The organism is Streptomyces sp. SKN60 (assembly GCF_026236535.1).
GTDB lineage: Bacteria > Actinomycetota > Actinomycetes > Streptomycetales > Streptomycetaceae > Streptomyces.
Window position 1 is genome coordinate 99,955 of record NZ_JAHTMW010000012.1, and the last position, 15,012, is coordinate 114,966.

A 15,012-nucleotide genomic window follows, 5' to 3' on the forward strand; every position below is an offset into this window, starting at 1 on the left:
GCCTTCGTACACCCGTCGACCCTTGACAAGACAACGGCTCTCCAAGGAAATTGACGCGCGTAGATCGTTCGACCGTTCGTCCAAACCCTCACGGAGCACCTTGATGTCTTCCTCCATACCGAGATCGGCCGCCGTCGCCGCCGTCGTCTCCGCCGCCCTCGCCGCCGGCCTGCTCGGCGGCTCGGCCGCCGCGGCCGACGGGGCGACCACCGCGGCCCCCGTCCGGATCCACGACATCCAGGGCACCACCCGCGTCTCGCCGCTGGCCGGCAAGCCGGTCACCGGCGTGACCGGCGTCGTCACCGGCGTGCGCACCTTCGGCTCGCGCGGCTTCTGGATGCAGGACCCGCAGGCGGACGACGACCCGGCCACGAGCGAGGGCATCTTCGTCTTCACCAGCTCGGTGCCGACCGTGGCCGTCGGCGACGCCGTGAGCGTCAACGGCTCGGTCACCGAGTACGTCCCGGGCGGTCTGAACTCGGGCAACCAGTCGCTGACCCAGATCTCCAAGCCGGTGATCACCGTCCTGTCCCAGGGCAACCAGGTCCCGGCCCCGGTCACCGTCTGGTCCGGCTCAGTCCCCGGCGCGTACGCCCCCGAGGGCGACCCGGCGGCCGGCGGCTCGATCAACGGGCTCACCCTGGACCCGGAGAAGTACGCCCTGGACTACTACGAGTCCCTGGAGGGCACCAACGTCCGGATCGGCTCCTCGCGCGTGGTCGGCGCCACCGACCCGTACAACGAGCTGTGGGTGACGGTGAAGCCGTTCGAGAACGACAACCGCCGCGGCGGCACGCTCTACGGCTCGTACGAGTCCCAGAACACCGGCCGGCTGCAGATCCAGCAGCTCGCCCCGGTCGCCCAGCAGCCCTTCCCCAAGCTGAACGTCGGCGACTGGCTGGCCGGCACCACCGAGGGTCCGCTGGACTTCAACCAGTACGGCGGTTACACCCTGGTCGCCAACACGCTCGGCCGGAGCGTGGACCTGGGTCTGGAGCGGGAGGTGACCGAGCGCCAGCACAAGAACGAGCTGGCGGTCGCCACGTACAACGTGGAGAACCTCGACCCGTCCGACCCGCAGACGAAGTTCGACGCGCTCGCCAAGGCGGTCGTGGAGAACCTGGCCTCCCCCGACATCGTCGCCCTGGAGGAGATCCAGGACGACAACGGCGCCAAGAACGACGGCACGGTGACGGCCGGCGAGACGCTGAAGAAGTTCACCGCGGCGATCGCGGCGGCCGGCGGTCCGGCGTACGAGTGGCGCTCGATCGACCCGGAGAACCTCAAGGACGGCGGCGAGCCCGGCGGCAACATCCGTCAGGTCTTCCTCTTCAACCCCGCGCGGGTCTCCTTCGTGGACCGCCCGGGCGGCGACGCGACCACCGCCACCGCGGTGACCGGCACCAAGGGCGACGCGCACCTGACCGTCTCCCCCGGCCGGATCGACCCGTCGAACGCCGCCTGGCAGGACAGCCGCAAGCCGCTCGCGGGCGAGTTCCGCTTCCGCGGCCGGACGGTCATCGTGGTCGCCAACCACTTCGGCTCCAAGGGCGGCGACGAGTCGATCGTCTCGCACCACCAGCCGCCGACCCGGTCCTCCGAGGTCAAGCGGCTGCTCCAGGGCCAGGCCGTCAACGCCTTCGTCAAGGACGTCCTGGCGGTCGACAAGCAGGCGGACGTGCTCGTCCTCGGCGACATCAACGACTTCGAGTTCTCCGGCGCCACGCAGGCGCTGACCGCGGGCGGCGCGCTGTACCCGGCCGTCAAGTCCCTGCCGGTGAGCGAGCGCTACTCGTACGTCTACCAGGGCAACAGCCAGGTCCTCGACCAGATCCTGACCAGCCCCGGGGTGCACCACTTCGAGTACGACAGCGTGCACATCAACGCGGAGTTCGCCGACCAGAACAGCGACCACGACCCGCAGGTGCTGCGCTTCCGTCCGTGATCATCCGCTAGCACGGGTGTGCGAGACTGCGGCCGTGATCGTGCTGCGTCCCGCCACCCGTGCCGAGCTGCCCGCCGTCCTCGCGCTCCTCGCCGACGAGGAGCGGGTGACCGACCCGGCCTCGGTGACCGTGAGCCCCGCGTACGAGCGGGCGTTCGCGGACATCGAGGCCGACGCGCGCAACGAGCTGCTGGTGCTGGTGGACGAGCAGGGTCTCGTCCTCGGCTGTCTCCAGGCCACCTACATCCCCGGCCTCGGCAAGGGCGGCGCCGAGCGCGCCCTGATCGAGGCGGTCCGGATCCGGGCCGACCGGCGCGGCGGCGGGCTCGGCCGGGCGCTGATGGACGCCGCGATCGACCGGGCGAGGGCCCGCGGCTGCGCGCTCGTCCAGCTGACCAGCAACAAGTCCCGGACCGACGCCCACCGCTTCTACGCCTCGCTGGGCTTCGCCCGCAGCCACGACGGCTTCAAGCTCGCGCTCTGAGCACGCGGAGCGGCCCGCCGCCCCGGGCGGTGAACCACCGAGGCGACGGGCCGCTCTTCACCGTGCTGCGGCTCAGTTGTGGCTGTGCAGGATCTCGTTGAGGCCGCCCCAGACCGCGTTGTTCGGGCGGGCCTCGACGGCGCCGGTGACCGAGTTGCGGCGGAAGAGGATGTTGTCGGCGCCGGAGAGGTCACGGGCCTTGACGATCTCGCCGTCGGGCATGGTGACCCGGGTGCCGGCGGTGACGTACAGACCGGCCTCGACGACGCACTCGTCGCCGAGCGCGATGCCGACGCCGGCCTCGGCGCCGATCAGGCAGCGCTCGCCGATGGAGATGATCACGTTGCCGCCGCCGGACAGGGTGCCCATGGTGGAGGCGCCGCCGCCGATGTCGGATCCGTCGCCGACGACGACGCCGGCGGAGATGCGGCCCTCGACCATGGAGGTGCCGAGGGTGCCGGCGTTGAAGTTGACGAAGCCCTCGTGCATGACGGTGGTGCCGGCGGCGAGGTGGGCGCCGAGGCGGACCCGGTCGGCGTCGGCGATGCGGACGCCGGCGGGCACGACGTAGTCGGTCATGCGGGGGAACTTGTCGATCGAGGTGACCGAGAGCTGCAGGCCGTCGGCGCGGGCGTTGAGCCGCACCTTCTCGATGTCGTCGACGGCGACCGGGCCGAGCGAGGTCCAGGCGACGTTGGCGAGCAGGCCGAAGAGGCCGTCGAGGCTCTGGCCGTGCGGCTGCACGAGGCGGTGGCTCAGCAGGTGCAGACGCAGGTAGGCATCGTGGGCGTCGAGCGGCTTGTCCTCGAGCGAGGCGATGACCGTGCGCACGGCGACCACCTCGACACCGCGGCGGGCGTCCACGCCGAGGGCCTTGGCGGCGCCCTCGCCGAGGGCGTTGACGGCCGCGTCGGCGTCCAGGCGCTCGGTGCCGGCCGGGCCGGGGGCGTCGATCAGCTCGGGGGCGGGGAACCAGGTGTCGAGAACGGTGCCGTCGCCGGCGATGGTGGCGAGGCCGGCGGCGACGGCGCCGGTGGAGCGGGGAGCAGTGGTCATGACGGAAAACCTAACGGTCGGGCCCCCGCGCGGGCCAACCGGTCTCAGGTGCCGGTCGTGCCGTCCGTGCCTTCCGACAAGCCCGGGGAGCGGCTCTTCGGGCCTTCGTTCAGGATCCCGGGTTCAGGATCCGGGGTTCAGGATCCGGGCCAGCATCTCGCGCGCGTACCCCTCGTCGTACGGGGCGCCGGTCAGCAGCACCTGGAGGGAGATGCCGTCCATGAGCGCGACGAGCGCCCGCGCGGTGACGGGTCCGGTGCGCGGGGCGAGGGCGGTGACGACCTCGTCGGACCACTCGGCGGCGACGGGGCGCAGGGCGGGGCGGCGCAGGGCGGCGAGGTAGAGCTCGTACTCCAGCTCCACGCCGGTGCGTTCGGCGGCCAGCCACTCCCCCATGAGCGCGGCGAGACCGGCGGCCAGGTCGGGCGCGGCGATCTCGGGGCCCTGCCGGAGCCGCGCCCCGAAGGTGCCGTTGACCCGGCGCAGGGCGGCGACGAGGAGTTCGTCGAGGGAGCCGAAGTGGTACGTGGTGGAGCCGAGCGGCACGTCGGCCTCGGCGGCCACCGTGCGATGGCTGAGGCCCGCGATCCCGGCGCGGCCGACGACCCGCAGGGCGGCGTCGACGATCCGGTCCCGCCGTTCGGGGTCGTGGCGCCGGGGGCGTGCCATCAGTGGGCTCCGCCGAGGTTGAGCACGGCGACCCCGGCGATGATGAGGACGAGGCCGGTGATCTTGGCGAGGTTCATGGACTCGCCGAGGAAGAGGGCGCCGATGGCGGCGACGGCGGCGGTGCCGATGCCGGACCAGATGGCGTAGGCGGTGCCGATCTCCAGGGTCTTGAGGGCGCGGGCGAGCAGCGCGAAGGCGAGGAGGTAGCCGGCGCCGGTGATCAGGGAGGGGCCGAGCCTGGTGAAGCCCTCGCTGTACTTCATGGAGGTGGTGGCGGCGATCTCGGCCGCTATGGCCCCCGCGAGCAGTCCGTATCCCATGTGTACGAGTGTACGCATCGCTGTGTACGCCCGTACACAGCCGCTGCCTATACGGTGTGCGCATGACATACCCCTCGGGGCCGTACGGATACGGCTACCCACCCCCGCCTCCGCCGCCGAAGCCGGGCGTCATACCCCTGGCGCCGCTCGGCTTCAGCGAGATCCTCACCGGCGCCTTCAGCACCTACGGCCGCTACTGGAAGCCGCTGGTCGGCGTGGCCCTGATCGCCTACACGGGCTTCGCCGCGGTGGTGGGCGGGGCGCTCCTGGCCGCCTGGGCCGTCGCCGGTGACACGCTGACCCGGATCTTCGACACACCCTCCGGTCAGACGCCCGACGTCTCGGACCCGGCGCCGCTGTTCGTCGCCTTCGGCATCGTCTGGCTGGCCGCCGTGATCGTGGCGGTGGTCGCCAACGGGCTGGTCTCCGCCGCCGCCCCGGCCGTGCTCCAGGAGGCCGTCCTCGGCCGCCCGATCGGCTTCGGCGAGGTCTGGCGGCGCGCCTGCTCGCGGCTCGGCGCCGTGATCGGCTCGGTCTTCCTCACCTTCCTGGCCGTCATGGTGCCGATGCTGCTCGCCCTGGTCGGCTTCGGCCTCCTGATGGCGGCGATCTTCTCGGCCATCGCGGCCAGTGAGAACAGCACCCTCGACAACGGGCAGGGGCTCGCCATCGTCGGCGGTCTCGTCCTCCTGGGCATGCTGGCGACCGTGCCGTTCGCCCTGTGGCTGCAGATCAAGTTCAGCCTGGCCCCGGCGGTCGCCGTCATCGAGCAGCAGGGCGCCATGGCCTCGCTGCGCCGCTCCTCCGCCCTGGTCAAGGGCTCCTGGTGGCGCACCTTCGGCTTTCTGCTCGCCGCCGGCCTGATCGCCGGCATGGTCAGCTTCGCCGTCCAGCAGGTGATCCAGGCCGTGGCCGGTGTCCCGATGCTGGCCCTCGCGCCGGGCGACGACATCACCCCGGGCGAGGCGCTGTCCGCCTTCGGCGGCGTGCTGCTGATCCTCTCGATCGCGGGAGTGATCACCCAGGCGCTCATCGCCCCCTTCCAGCCGCTGGTCATGGGCCTGGTCTACGTCGACCAGCGGATCCGCAGGGAGAACCTGGCCCCGCTCCTGGCCCAGCAGACCGGCTGAGCAGACCGGCTGAGCAGGCCGGCTGAGCAGCGGGCGTCCGAGCAGCACGAAGGGCCGCACCCCGGCACGGGGGTGCGGCCCTTCGCGTACGCCTGCGGCGTCGGAGATCAGACGTTGAAGCCGAGCGCCCGCAGCTGCTCGCGGCCGTCGTCGGTGATCTTGTCCGGGCCCCACGGCGGCATCCAGACCCAGTTGATCTTCAGCTCGTTGACGATGCCGTCGGTGGCGGCCTTCGCCTGGTCCTCGATCACGTCGGTCAGCGGACAGGCCGCCGACGTCAGGGTCATGTCCAGCGTCGCGACATTGGAGTCGTCGATGTGGATGCCGTAGATCAGGCCGAGGTTGACGACGTCGATGCCCAGCTCGGGGTCGACGACGTCGTACAGCGCCTCGCGGATCTCCTCTTCGGAGGCCGGCTTGATCGTGGCCTCGGCGGTCTCGGTCTCGGTCGCGTTCTCGGTCATGCCGACTTCCTCTCCGCGTCGGAGCCCAGCGCCTGGGCCGTCGCGTCCTTCCACGCCATCCAGCTGAGCAGCGCGCACTTCACCCGGGCCGGGTACTTGGAGACACCGGCGAACGCGACCGCGTCCTCCAGGATCTCCTCCATCGCGTCGTCCGGCTCGATCTGGCCCTTGGACTGCATCAGCTCCAGGAAGGTGCCCTGGATCTTCTGCGCCTCGGCCAGCTCCTTGCCGACGAGCAGCTCGTTGAGGACGGAGGCGGAGGCCTGGCTGATGGAGCAGCCCTGGCCCTCGTACGAGACGTCCTCGATGCGCTCACCGGCGTACTTCACGCGGAGCGTGATCTCGTCGCCGCACGTCGGGTTGACGTGGTGCACCTCGGCGTCGCCGTCCCGCAAGCCCCGGCCGTGCGGGTGCTTGTAGTGGTCCAGGATGACGTCCTGGTACATCGAATCCAGCTTCACAGGTCAGCCCTATCCGAAGAAGTTACGGACGTGCTCCAGGCCCGCGACCAGGGCGTCGACCTCGGCCGGAGTGGAGTACAGATAGAACGACGCTCGCGTGGTCGCGGGAATTCCGTACCGCAGGCAGACCGGCCGCGCGCAGTGGTGACCGACCCGGACCGCGATGCCCTCCTCGTCGAGGACCTGACCCACGTCGTGCGGGTGGATGTCGCCGAGCGTGAAGGAGATCGCCGCGCCGCGGTCCTCGGCCGTGGTCGGGCCGATGATCCGCAGGTCCGGCACCTCCTGGAGGCGGCGGACGGCGTACTCGGTGATCGCGTGCTCGTGACGCGCGATGTTCTCCATGCCGATCGCCGACAGGTAGTCCACGGCCGCGCCGAGGCCGACGGCCTGGGCGATCGGGGGCGTACCCGCCTCGAACTTGTGCGGGGCCGGCGCGTAGGTGGAGGAGTGCATCGAGACGGTCTCGATCATCTCGCCGCCACCGAGGAACGGCGGCAGGTCCTCCAGGAGCTCCTGGCGTCCCCACAGCACGCCGATGCCGGTCGGGCCGCACATCTTGTGGCCGGTGAAGGCCACGAAGTCGGCCTGCAGCGCCTGCACGTCGAGCACCATGTGCGGGGCGGCCTGGGAGGCGTCGATGCAGACCAGCGCACCGACCTCCTGGGCCCGGCGGATGATCGTCTCGACCGGGTTGAACGTGCCGAGCAGGTTCGACACCAGGGTGAAGGAGACGATCTTGGTCTTCTCGGTGATGACCTCTTCGATGTTCGAGAGGTCGAGACGCCCGTCGTCGGTGAGGCCGAACCACTTCAGCTTCGCGCCGGTGCGCTGCGCGAGCAGCTGCCACGGCACGATGTTGGAGTGGTGCTCCATCTCCGTGATGGCGATCTCGGTCTCGTGGTCCACGCGGTAGGGCTCGTCGGCCCAGCCCAGCATGTTGGCCACGAGGTTGAGCGACTCGGAGGCGTTCTTGGTGAAGATCACCTCGTCGCGGCTCGGCGCGTTGATGAAGGCGGCGACCTTGTCGCGGGCGCCCTCGTACAGCGCGGTGGCCTCCTCGGCGACCGTGTAGACGCCGCGGTGCACGTTGGCGTTGTGCCGCTCGTAGTAGGCGTTGAGCGCGTCGAGCACCTGGCGCGGCTTCTGCGAGGTCGCCGCGGAGTCCAGGTAGACGATCTTCTTGCCGTCGTGGACCGTGCGGTCCAGGAGCGGGAAGTCCTTGCGGATCGCCTCGGTGTCGAGGAGGCCGGTCAGCCCCTGATGGGCGGAAGTCACGCGGATGCGCCACCCTTCACGTACTTGTCGTAGCCCTCGTTCTCCAGCTGGTCGGCGAGCTCGGCACCGCCGGACTCGACGATGCGGCCGTTCGCGAAGACGTGCACGAAATCGGGCTTGATGTAGCGGAGGATCCGCGTGTAGTGCGTGATCAGCAGGGTGCCGACCTCGCCGGTCTCGCGGACGCGGTTGACACCCTCGGAGACGATGCGCAGGGCGTCGACGTCGAGGCCGGAGTCGGTCTCGTCGAGGATGGCGATCTTGGGCTTGAGCAGCTCGAGCTGGAGGATCTCGTGGCGCTTCTTCTCACCGCCGGAGAAGCCCTCGTTGACGTTGCGCTCGGCGAAGGCGGGGTCCATCTGGAGCTTCTCCATGGCCTCCTTGACCTCCTTCACCCACAGGCGCAGCTTGGGCGCCTCGCCGCGGACGGCGGTGGCGGAGGTGCGCAGGAAGTTGGAGACCGAGACGCCGGGGACCTCGACCGGGTACTGCATGGCCAGGAAGACGCCGGCGCGGGCGCGCTCGTCGACCGACATCTCCAGGACGTCCTCGCCGTCGAGGGTGACGGTGCCGCCGGTGATCGTGTACTTCGGGTGGCCGGCCAGCGAGTACGCCAGGGTCGACTTGCCGGAGCCGTTCGGGCCCATGACGGCGTGGGTCTCGCCCTGCTTGATGGTCAGGTCGACACCCTTGAGGATCTCGCGCGGACCGTTCTCGGCCTCGACGGAGACGTGCAGGTCGTGGATTTCAAGCGTTGCCATGGGTGACTCAGGACTCCTGGGTGACGGAGACGAGCACATCGTCCCCTTCGATCTTTACGGGGTATACGGGGACGGGGCGCGTCGCGGGAAGGCCGGACGGCTTGCCGGTGCGCAGGTCGAACGCGGAGCCGTGCAGCCAGCACTCGATCTGACAGTCCTCGACCTCGCCCTCGGAGAGGGAGACGTTCGCGTGCGAGCAGATGTCGTGGATCGCGAACACCTCGCCCTCGGTGCGGACGAGGGACACCGGCGTGCCGTCGAGTTCCACCCGCTTCGGGGTGTCCTCCTCCAGCTCGCTCAGCGCACACGCGCGGACGAAGGCCATCAGACGGAAGCCTCCAGCTCGGCCTCGATCTTGGCGATCAGGCGCTCCTCGACGTCCGGCAGACCGATCTGCTGGACCAGCTCGGCGAAGAAGCCGCGCACGACGAGGCGGCGGGCCTCCTTCTCCGGGATGCCGCGGGCCATCAGGTAGAAGAGCTGCTCGTCGTCGAAGCGGCCGGTGGCGGAGGCGTGGCCGGCGCCGGCGATCTCGCCGGTCTCGATCTCCAGGTTCGGCACGGAGTCAACCCGGGCGCCGTCGGTGAGGACGAGGTTCCGGTTGAGCTCGTAGGTGTCGGTGCCCTCGGCGGCGGCCTGGATCAGCACGTCGCCGATCCACACCGCGTGCGCGTCCTGGCCCTGCAGCGCGCCCTTGTAGGCCACGTTGGAGGTGCAGTGCGGGGTGTTGTGGTCGACCAGGAGGCGGTGCTCCTGGTGCTGGCCGGCGTCGGTGAAGTAGAGGCCGAGCAGCTCGGCCTCGCCGCCGGGCCCGGCGTACTCGACGCGCGGGTGGATGCGCACCAGGTCGCCGCCGAAGGTGACGACGACGGACTTGAAGGAGGCGTCGCGGCCGAGCAGCGCGTTGTGCTGGGCGACGTGGACGGCCTTCTCGTCCCAGTCCTGGACGGAGACCACGGTGAGCTTGGCGCCGTCGCCGAGCACGTAGTCGACGTTGGCGGCGAGCACCGCGTCGCCGGTGTGGTCGAGGACGACCAGGGCCTCGGCGAAGGCGCCGAGCTCGATCACCTGGTGGCCGAAGGCGACGCCGCCCTGGCCGTGCACGGAGATCCGGATCGGCTCGGTGAGCACGGCCTCCTTGGGCACGCTGACCACGCCGGCCTTCTCGAAGGAGCTGTACGCCTGGGCGGCGACCCGGTCGACCGGCTTGGCCTTGCCGAGGCGGGCGTCGTCGCGGCCGACGGTCTCCACGGTGACGCCCTCGGGGGCCTCGATCTCGACGCGGACGCCCTCGCCGGTCGCGACGGCGGTGCCGTCGTGCAGACCGCGCAGGCGCTCCAGCGGGGTGAAGCGCCACTCCTCCTCGCGGCCGTGCGGGACCGGGAAGTCCGCGACGTCGAAGGACGGCGGGGCGCTCATGCGCGTGGCGACGGTGGACTCGGCGGCCACCGCGATCGAGCCCGCGGTGGTGGAGCCCGCGGGGATGTTCTGAGCCTCAGCCATGGCTGTCGTGTTGCTCTCTTCCTGCGTCAAAAAGAAATCAGTGCTGCGTACGGGTGGGGCGGTGCGGGGCTTAGCCGACCGCGCCTTCCATCTGCAGCTCGATCAGCCGGTTCAGCTCCAGCGCGTACTCCATGGGCAGCTCCTTGGCGATCGGCTCGACGAAGCCGCGCACGATCATCGCCATGGCCTCCTGCTCGGTCAGGCCGCGCTGCATCAGGTAGAAGAGCTGGTCCTCGGAGACCTTGGAGACGGTCGCCTCGTGGCCCATGGTGACGTCGTCCTCGCGGACGTCCACGTACGGGTACGTGTCCGAGCGGGAGATCGTGTCGACGAGCAGCGCGTCGCACAGCACGTTGGACTTGGCGCCGGGGGCGCCCTCGCCGATCTCGATCAGACCGCGGTAGGAGGTGCGGCCGCCGCCGCGGGCCACCGACTTCGAGACGATGCTCGACGAGGTGTTCGGGGCCATGTGGACCATCTTGGCGCCGGCGTCCTGGTGCTGGCCCTCGCCCGCGAAGGCGATGGACAGGGTCTCGCCCTTGGCGTGCTCGCCCATCAGGTAGACGGCCGGGTACTTCATGGTGACCTTGGAGCCGATGTTGCCGTCGACCCACTCCATGGTGGCGCCCTCGTAGGCGACGGCGCGCTTGGTCACCAGGTTGTAGACGTTGTTCGACCAGTTCTGGATGGTCGTGTAGCGGCAGCGGCCGCCCTTCTTGACGATGATCTCGACCACGGCGCTGTGCAGCGAGTCCGAGGAGTAGATCGGGGCGGTGCAGCCCTCGACGTAGTGGACGTAGGCGTCCTCGTCGACGATGATCAGCGTCCGCTCGAACTGGCCCATGTTCTCCGTGTTGATGCGGAAGTAGGCCTGGAGCGGGATCTCGACGTGCACGCCCTTCGGCACGTAGATGAACGAGCCGCCGGACCACACGGCGGTGTTCAGGGAGGCGAACTTGTTGTCGCCGACCGGGATGACGGTGCCGAAGTACTCCTTGAAGAGCTCCTCGTGCTCCTTCAGGGCCGTGTCGGTGTCGACGAAGATGACGCCCTGCTCCTCCAGGTCCTCGCGGATCTGGTGGTAGACGACCTCGGACTCGTACTGGGCGGCGACACCGGCGACGAGGCGCTGCTTCTCCGCCTCCGGGATGCCGAGCTTGTCGTACGTGTTCTTGATGTCCTCCGGCAGGTCCTCCCAGGACTCGGCCTGCTTCTCGGTGGACCGCACGAAGTACTTGATGTTGTCGAAGTCGATGCCCGACAGGTCGGAGCCCCAGGTCGGCATGGGCTTCTTGTCGAACAGCCGCAGACCCTTCAGCCGCAGCTTCAGCATCCACTCGGGCTCGTTCTTCTTCGCCGAGATGTCGCGGACGACGTCCTCGGAGAGACCGCGCTTGGCGGAGGAGCCGGCCGCGTCCGAGTCGGCCCAGCCGTACTCGTACCGACCCAGGCCCTCGAGCTCGGGGTGGCTGATCTCGGTGGTCATGCGGGGTTCCTCCCGGCCGTGCTTGCGGATGATGCGGTGGATTCGGTGGTCTGTGGGGTGCCGTGCGCGATGTGCGGGATGAACGTCGTGCAGACGCCGTCACCATGCGCGATGGTGGCCAGGCGCTGGACGTGGGTCCCGAGGAGGCGGGAGAAGATCTCCGTCTCCGCCTCGCACAGCTGGGGGTACTGCTCGGCGACGTGGGCGACCGGGCAGTGGTGCTGGCAGAGCTGCTCGCCGACCGGCGCGTTGCGCGCGGTGGCAGCGTACCCGTCGGCCGTCAGCGCCTTGGCCAGGGCCTCGGTGCGCTCCCGGGGGTCGGCGGACTCCACGGCCGCGCGGTACGGCTCGGCCTGGGCCTCGATCCGGTCGCGGGCGAAGGCGGCGACGGCCGCCTCCCCGCCGGCGTTCCGCTCGATCCAGCGCAGCGCCTCGACGGCGAGCTTGTCGTACGACTGGTCGAAGGCGTCCCGGCCGCAGTCGGTGAGCGCGAAGACCTTCGCGGGCCGGCCGCGGGTGCGGGCCCCGTAGACCCGCTTCTCGCGCGCCTCCACGACGTTGTCGCCGACCAGCGAGTCGAGGTGGCGGCGGACGGCGGCCTGGGTGAGGCCGAGCCGCTCGGCGAGGTCGGCGACGGTCGAGGGACCGTGGTCCAGGATGGAGCGCGCGACCCGGTTGCGCGTGGAACGCTCACCGGTCGCGAGTTCCTCCGCAGGAGCCTCACCGACGTTTTTCACAACGCCATTGTTGCGTAATTAATCGGGGACTGACAAGCGAGGTCCGGGCGGGCGGCGGTGCCGTGCGTCACGCAGGTAAGGCTTACCTGACCTGCGGAAACGATCATTCATGGGACGAATCACGACCGTCCTGACCAGCGGTTTCCAGCCCCGCCGACACCGCGAGGCGGACGAACAGCTCCGCGTTCCGGACGGCCGCGCCGCCCACGTCGTTGTTGAAGAAGACGAAGACATCGGCCCGGTCCCCCGGCCAGCCGTCCGCGATCCGCTCCGTCCAGCTCACCAGCGCCTTCCTGCCGTACGAGGGGAAGGGCCGCGCCCGGCCCTCGTGCAGCCGCAGATAGCCCCAGTCCGCCGTCCGCCACAGCGGTGCCACCGGCCGCGAGCCCCGGTCCGCCCAGCACAGCGCGGCACCCCGCCCGGCAAGCACGTCCGCCACCTCGTCCGTCCACCACGACGGGTGCCGCGGCTCCACCGCCACCCGCGTCCCCGCCGGGAAACGGGCGAGCGCCGCGTCGAGCAGCCCCGGATCGGCCCGCAGATTCGGCGGCAGCTGGAGCAGTACGGGCCCGAGCCGGCCGCCCAGCGCCTGCGCGCGGTCCATCAGCCGCGCCACCGGCTCCGCCGGCGCCTTCAGCCGCTTGATGTGCGTCAGATAGCGGCTCGCCTTGACCGCCATCACGAAGCCCTCGGGCGTCCGCTCCCGCCAGTCGGCGAAGGTCGCCCGCTCGGGCAGTCGGTAGAAGGCGGCGTTGTTCTCCACGGCCGCGAAGCTGCGGGCGTACTCCTCCAGCCAGCGCCGCTGCGGCACGCCCTCCGGGTAGAGCACGCCCCGCCAGTCCCGGTACTGCCACCCCGAGGTGCCGACGAAGACCGTCACACCCGGCCCGTACCCCGCCCGGTCCCGGCCCACCGGCGAGTCCTTAGACTTCCCGGCATGCGAAACGAGTCCGTCGAGTCCGCCGTCCGGGTCCGGGGCCTGGTCAAGCGGTACGGGACGAAGACCGCCGTCGACGGCCTCGACCTGGACGTCCGGGCCGGCACCGTCACCGCCGTCCTCGGCCCCAACGGCGCCGGCAAGACCACCACCATCGAGAGCTGCGAGGGCTACCGCCGGCCGGACGCCGGCACCGTGCGCGTCCTCGGCCTCGACCCGGTCGCCGACGCCGCCGCCCTGCGCCCCCGGATCGGCGTGATGCTCCAGTCCGGCGGCGTCTACTCCGGCGCCCGCGCCGACGAGATGCTCCGCCACATGGCCAAGCTGCACGCCCACCCGCTCGACGTCGACGCGCTCATCGAGCGCCTCGGCCTCGGCTCCTGCGGCCGCACCAGCTACCGGCGGCTCTCCGGCGGCCAGCAGCAGCGGCTCTCCCTCGCCATGGCCGTCGTCGGGCGCCCCGAGCTCGTCTTCCTCGACGAGCCCACCGCCGGCCTCGACCCGCAGGCCCGCCGCGCCACCTGGGACCTGGTCCGCGAACTGCGCGCCGACGGCGTGAGCGTCGTGCTCACCACCCACTTCATGAACGAGGCCGAGGAACTCGCCGACGACGTCGCCATCGTCGACGCCGGCCGCGTCGTCGCCCAGGGCAGCCCCGAGGAGCTGTGCCGCGGCGGCGCCGAGAACACCCTCCGCTTCGCCGGCCGCCCCGGCCTCGACCTCGGCTCGCTGCTCAAGGCGCTGCCGGACGGCTCGGCCGCCGCGGAACCCCTCCCCGGCACGTACCGGATCACCGGCACCGTCGACCCGCAGCTGCTCGCCACCGTCACCACCTGGTGCGCCCAGCACGGCGTGATGCCCGACCGCATCTCGGTCGAGCGCCACACCCTCGAAGACGTCTTCTTGGAACTGACCGGCAAGGAGCTGCGCGGATGAGCACCGTCACAGGTACGGGCACGGGTACGGGTACGTACGCGCCGAAGCCCGGGGCCGCGCCCGTCGGGCGCATGATCGCCGCGCAGACCGCCCTGGAGACCAGGATGCTGCTGCGCAACGGCGAGCAGCTGCTCCTGACCGTGATCATCCCGTCGCTGCTCCTGGTGCTGTTCTCGACGGTGGACATCGTCGACACCGGCGCCGGCAAGGCCGTCGACTTCCTCGCCCCCGGCGTCCTCGCGCTCGCCGTGATGTCCACCGCCTTCACCGGACAGGCCATCGCGACCGGCTTCGAGCGGCGTTACGGGGTGCTCAAGCGGCTTGGCGCCTCACCGCTGCCGCGGTGGGCCCTGATGACCGCCAAGACGCTGTCCGTCCTGGTCACCGAGGTGCTCCAGGTGGTGCTCCTGACCGTGATCGCGCTCGCGCTCGGCTGGTCGCCGCAAGGCAACCCACTCTGGGTGCTCGTGCTGCTCGTCCTGGGCACCGCCGCCTTCTCCGGGCTCGGGCTGCTGATGGCCGGCACCCTGAAGGCGGAGGCCACGCTTGCCGCAGCCAACCTGGTCTTCCTGCTGCTGCTGGTCGGCGGCGGGGTGATGGTGCCCCTGGAGAAGTTCGGCGCGGCCGGCGACGTGCTCGCGCTCCTGCCGATCTCGGCGCTCTCCGACGGGCTGCGCGACGTCCTGCAGCACGGCACCGGAATGCCCTGGGGCGACGCGCTGATCCTGGCCGTGTGGGCGGTCCTCGGGCTCGGCGCGGCGGCGAAGTTCTTCCGCTGGGAGTAGCCGCGCGGTGACGTTTCGGGGTGACTCGCCCCGTAACCACCCCCTCGTGAAAGCGTGCAC

17 protein-coding genes are annotated in these 15,012 nt (G+C 70.7%); 5 read left to right on the forward strand and 12 right to left on the reverse strand.

All coding sequences use genetic code 11. The features are described from left to right. The first annotated feature begins 103 nt into the window (after window positions 1-103). Window positions 104-1,945: an endonuclease/exonuclease/phosphatase family protein gene (locus tag KV205_RS21230; protein WP_265866079.1), complete on the forward strand. Its 1,842-nt coding sequence runs from the start codon at window positions 104-106 to the stop codon at window positions 1,943-1,945. A 37-nt stretch (window positions 1,946-1,982) separates the two neighbouring features. Then, a complete protein-coding gene (locus KV205_RS21235; RefSeq protein WP_265866256.1) occupies window positions 1,983-2,429 on the forward strand; it encodes a GNAT family N-acetyltransferase in 447 nt (148 codons plus the stop codon). 72 nt (window positions 2,430-2,501) lie between these two features. On the opposite strand, the gene dapD is transcribed toward KV205_RS21235, so the two are convergent. From dapD to KV205_RS21250, 3 genes are all read right to left on the reverse strand, one after another. Beyond that, entirely contained in the window at window positions 2,502-3,485 is a 984-nt protein-coding gene (gene dapD, locus KV205_RS21240; RefSeq protein WP_265866080.1) for a 2,3,4,5-tetrahydropyridine-2,6-dicarboxylate N-succinyltransferase, read from the reverse strand. A 123-nt stretch (window positions 3,486-3,608) separates the two neighbouring features. Beyond that, window positions 3,609-4,154: a TetR/AcrR family transcriptional regulator gene (locus KV205_RS21245; RefSeq protein WP_265866081.1), complete on the reverse strand. Its 546-nt coding sequence runs from the start codon at window positions 4,152-4,154 to the stop codon at window positions 3,609-3,611. Beyond that, window positions 4,154-4,474: a multidrug efflux SMR transporter gene (locus tag KV205_RS21250; RefSeq protein WP_265866082.1), complete on the reverse strand. Its 321-nt coding sequence runs from the start codon at window positions 4,472-4,474 to the stop codon at window positions 4,154-4,156. Before KV205_RS21250 ends, KV205_RS21245 begins: the two co-directional genes overlap by 1 nt. 62 nt (window positions 4,475-4,536) lie before the next feature. Between KV205_RS21250 and KV205_RS21255 the strand changes: the two genes are divergently transcribed. After that, window positions 4,537-5,604 (forward strand): oxidoreductase, encoded by a 1,068-nt coding sequence (locus KV205_RS21255; protein ID WP_265866083.1) that lies wholly within the window; start codon window positions 4,537-4,539, stop codon window positions 5,602-5,604. Between the two features lie 107 nt (window positions 5,605-5,711). Here KV205_RS21255 and KV205_RS21260 read toward each other — a convergent pair whose 3' ends face one another. From KV205_RS21260 to KV205_RS21300, 9 genes are all read right to left on the reverse strand, one after another. Further along, window positions 5,712-6,068 (reverse strand): metal-sulfur cluster assembly factor, encoded by a 357-nt coding sequence (locus tag KV205_RS21260; protein ID WP_265866084.1) that lies wholly within the window; start codon window positions 6,066-6,068, stop codon window positions 5,712-5,714. Further along, window positions 6,065-6,529: a Fe-S cluster assembly sulfur transfer protein SufU gene (sufU, locus tag KV205_RS21265; protein WP_265866085.1), complete on the reverse strand. Its 465-nt coding sequence runs from the start codon at window positions 6,527-6,529 to the stop codon at window positions 6,065-6,067. The genes KV205_RS21260 and sufU overlap by 4 nt, the downstream gene beginning before the upstream one ends. A 9-nt stretch (window positions 6,530-6,538) precedes the next feature. Further along, window positions 6,539-7,807: a cysteine desulfurase gene (locus KV205_RS21270; RefSeq protein ID WP_265866086.1), complete on the reverse strand. Its 1,269-nt coding sequence runs from the start codon at window positions 7,805-7,807 to the stop codon at window positions 6,539-6,541. Continuing rightward, on the reverse strand, window positions 7,804-8,568 hold the full coding sequence (gene sufC, locus KV205_RS21275) for a Fe-S cluster assembly ATPase SufC (protein ID WP_265866087.1): 765 nt from the start codon (window positions 8,566-8,568) through the stop codon (window positions 7,804-7,806). The genes KV205_RS21270 and sufC overlap by 4 nt, the downstream gene beginning before the upstream one ends. 7 nt (window positions 8,569-8,575) lie before the next feature. Continuing rightward, the gene (locus tag KV205_RS21280) at window positions 8,576-8,893 is read right to left on the reverse strand and encodes a non-heme iron oxygenase ferredoxin subunit (RefSeq protein ID WP_128984892.1); all 318 of its coding nucleotides are present in this window, start codon (window positions 8,891-8,893) and stop codon (window positions 8,576-8,578) included. Then, window positions 8,893-10,071, reverse strand: a complete 1,179-nt coding sequence (sufD, locus tag KV205_RS21285; protein WP_265866088.1) for a Fe-S cluster assembly protein SufD — start codon at window positions 10,069-10,071, stop codon at window positions 8,893-8,895. The genes KV205_RS21280 and sufD overlap by 1 nt, the downstream gene beginning before the upstream one ends. Before the next feature lie 70 nt (window positions 10,072-10,141). Then, complete coding sequence (gene sufB / locus KV205_RS21290; protein ID WP_265866090.1) at window positions 10,142-11,557, reverse strand: Fe-S cluster assembly protein SufB; 1,416 nt, start codon at window positions 11,555-11,557, stop codon at window positions 10,142-10,144. After that, window positions 11,554-12,294: a metalloregulator ArsR/SmtB family transcription factor gene (locus KV205_RS21295; protein WP_265866091.1), complete on the reverse strand. Its 741-nt coding sequence runs from the start codon at window positions 12,292-12,294 to the stop codon at window positions 11,554-11,556. The genes sufB and KV205_RS21295 overlap by 4 nt, the downstream gene beginning before the upstream one ends. A 103-nt stretch (window positions 12,295-12,397) precedes the next feature. Beyond that, complete coding sequence (locus tag KV205_RS21300; protein WP_265866257.1) at window positions 12,398-13,174, reverse strand: DUF72 domain-containing protein; 777 nt, start codon at window positions 13,172-13,174, stop codon at window positions 12,398-12,400. A 57-nt stretch (window positions 13,175-13,231) separates the two neighbouring features. Here KV205_RS21300 and KV205_RS21305 point away from each other — a divergent pair, with 57 nt between their 5' ends. Together KV205_RS21305 and KV205_RS21310 are read left to right on the forward strand one after the other, a co-directional pair. Then, window positions 13,232-14,167 (forward strand): ABC transporter ATP-binding protein, encoded by a 936-nt coding sequence (locus KV205_RS21305; RefSeq protein WP_265866092.1) that lies wholly within the window; start codon window positions 13,232-13,234, stop codon window positions 14,165-14,167. Beyond that, window positions 14,164-14,952, forward strand: coding sequence for an ABC transporter permease (locus KV205_RS21310; protein WP_265866093.1), 789 nt, complete (start codon window positions 14,164-14,166; stop codon window positions 14,950-14,952). The genes KV205_RS21305 and KV205_RS21310 overlap by 4 nt, the downstream gene beginning before the upstream one ends. Window positions 14,953-15,012: the final 60 nt, after the last annotated feature.

What these genes read in the sequence shown, in the direction of transcription:
- dapD (WP_265866080.1), bottom strand. Translation starts at nt 3,485, where the DNA reads ATGACCACTGCTCCCCGCTCCACCGGCGCCGTCGCCGCCGGCCTCGCC.
- KV205_RS21245 (WP_265866081.1), bottom strand. Translation starts at nt 4,154, where the DNA reads ATGGCACGCCCCCGGCGCCACGACCCCGAACGGCGGGACCGGATCGTC.
- sufC (WP_265866087.1), bottom strand. Translation starts at nt 8,568, where the DNA reads ATGGCAACGCTTGAAATCCACGACCTGCACGTCTCCGTCGAGGCCGAG.
- KV205_RS21255 (WP_265866083.1), top strand. Translation starts at nt 4,537, where the DNA reads ATGACATACCCCTCGGGGCCGTACGGATACGGCTACCCACCCCCGCCT.
- KV205_RS21230 (WP_265866079.1), top strand. Translation starts at nt 104, where the DNA reads ATGTCTTCCTCCATACCGAGATCGGCCGCCGTCGCCGCCGTCGTCTCC.
- KV205_RS21260 (WP_265866084.1), bottom strand. Translation starts at nt 6,068, where the DNA reads ATGACCGAGAACGCGACCGAGACCGAGACCGCCGAGGCCACGATCAAG.
- sufD (WP_265866088.1), bottom strand. Translation starts at nt 10,071, where the DNA reads ATGGCTGAGGCTCAGAACATCCCCGCGGGCTCCACCACCGCGGGCTCG.
- KV205_RS21305 (WP_265866092.1), top strand. Translation starts at nt 13,232, where the DNA reads ATGCGAAACGAGTCCGTCGAGTCCGCCGTCCGGGTCCGGGGCCTGGTC.
- KV205_RS21280 (WP_128984892.1), bottom strand. Translation starts at nt 8,893, where the DNA reads ATGGCCTTCGTCCGCGCGTGTGCGCTGAGCGAGCTGGAGGAGGACACC.
- KV205_RS21310 (WP_265866093.1), top strand. Translation starts at nt 14,164, where the DNA reads ATGAGCACCGTCACAGGTACGGGCACGGGTACGGGTACGTACGCGCCG.
- KV205_RS21250 (WP_265866082.1), bottom strand. Translation starts at nt 4,474, where the DNA reads ATGGGATACGGACTGCTCGCGGGGGCCATAGCGGCCGAGATCGCCGCC.
- sufB (WP_265866090.1), bottom strand. Translation starts at nt 11,557, where the DNA reads ATGACCACCGAGATCAGCCACCCCGAGCTCGAGGGCCTGGGTCGGTAC.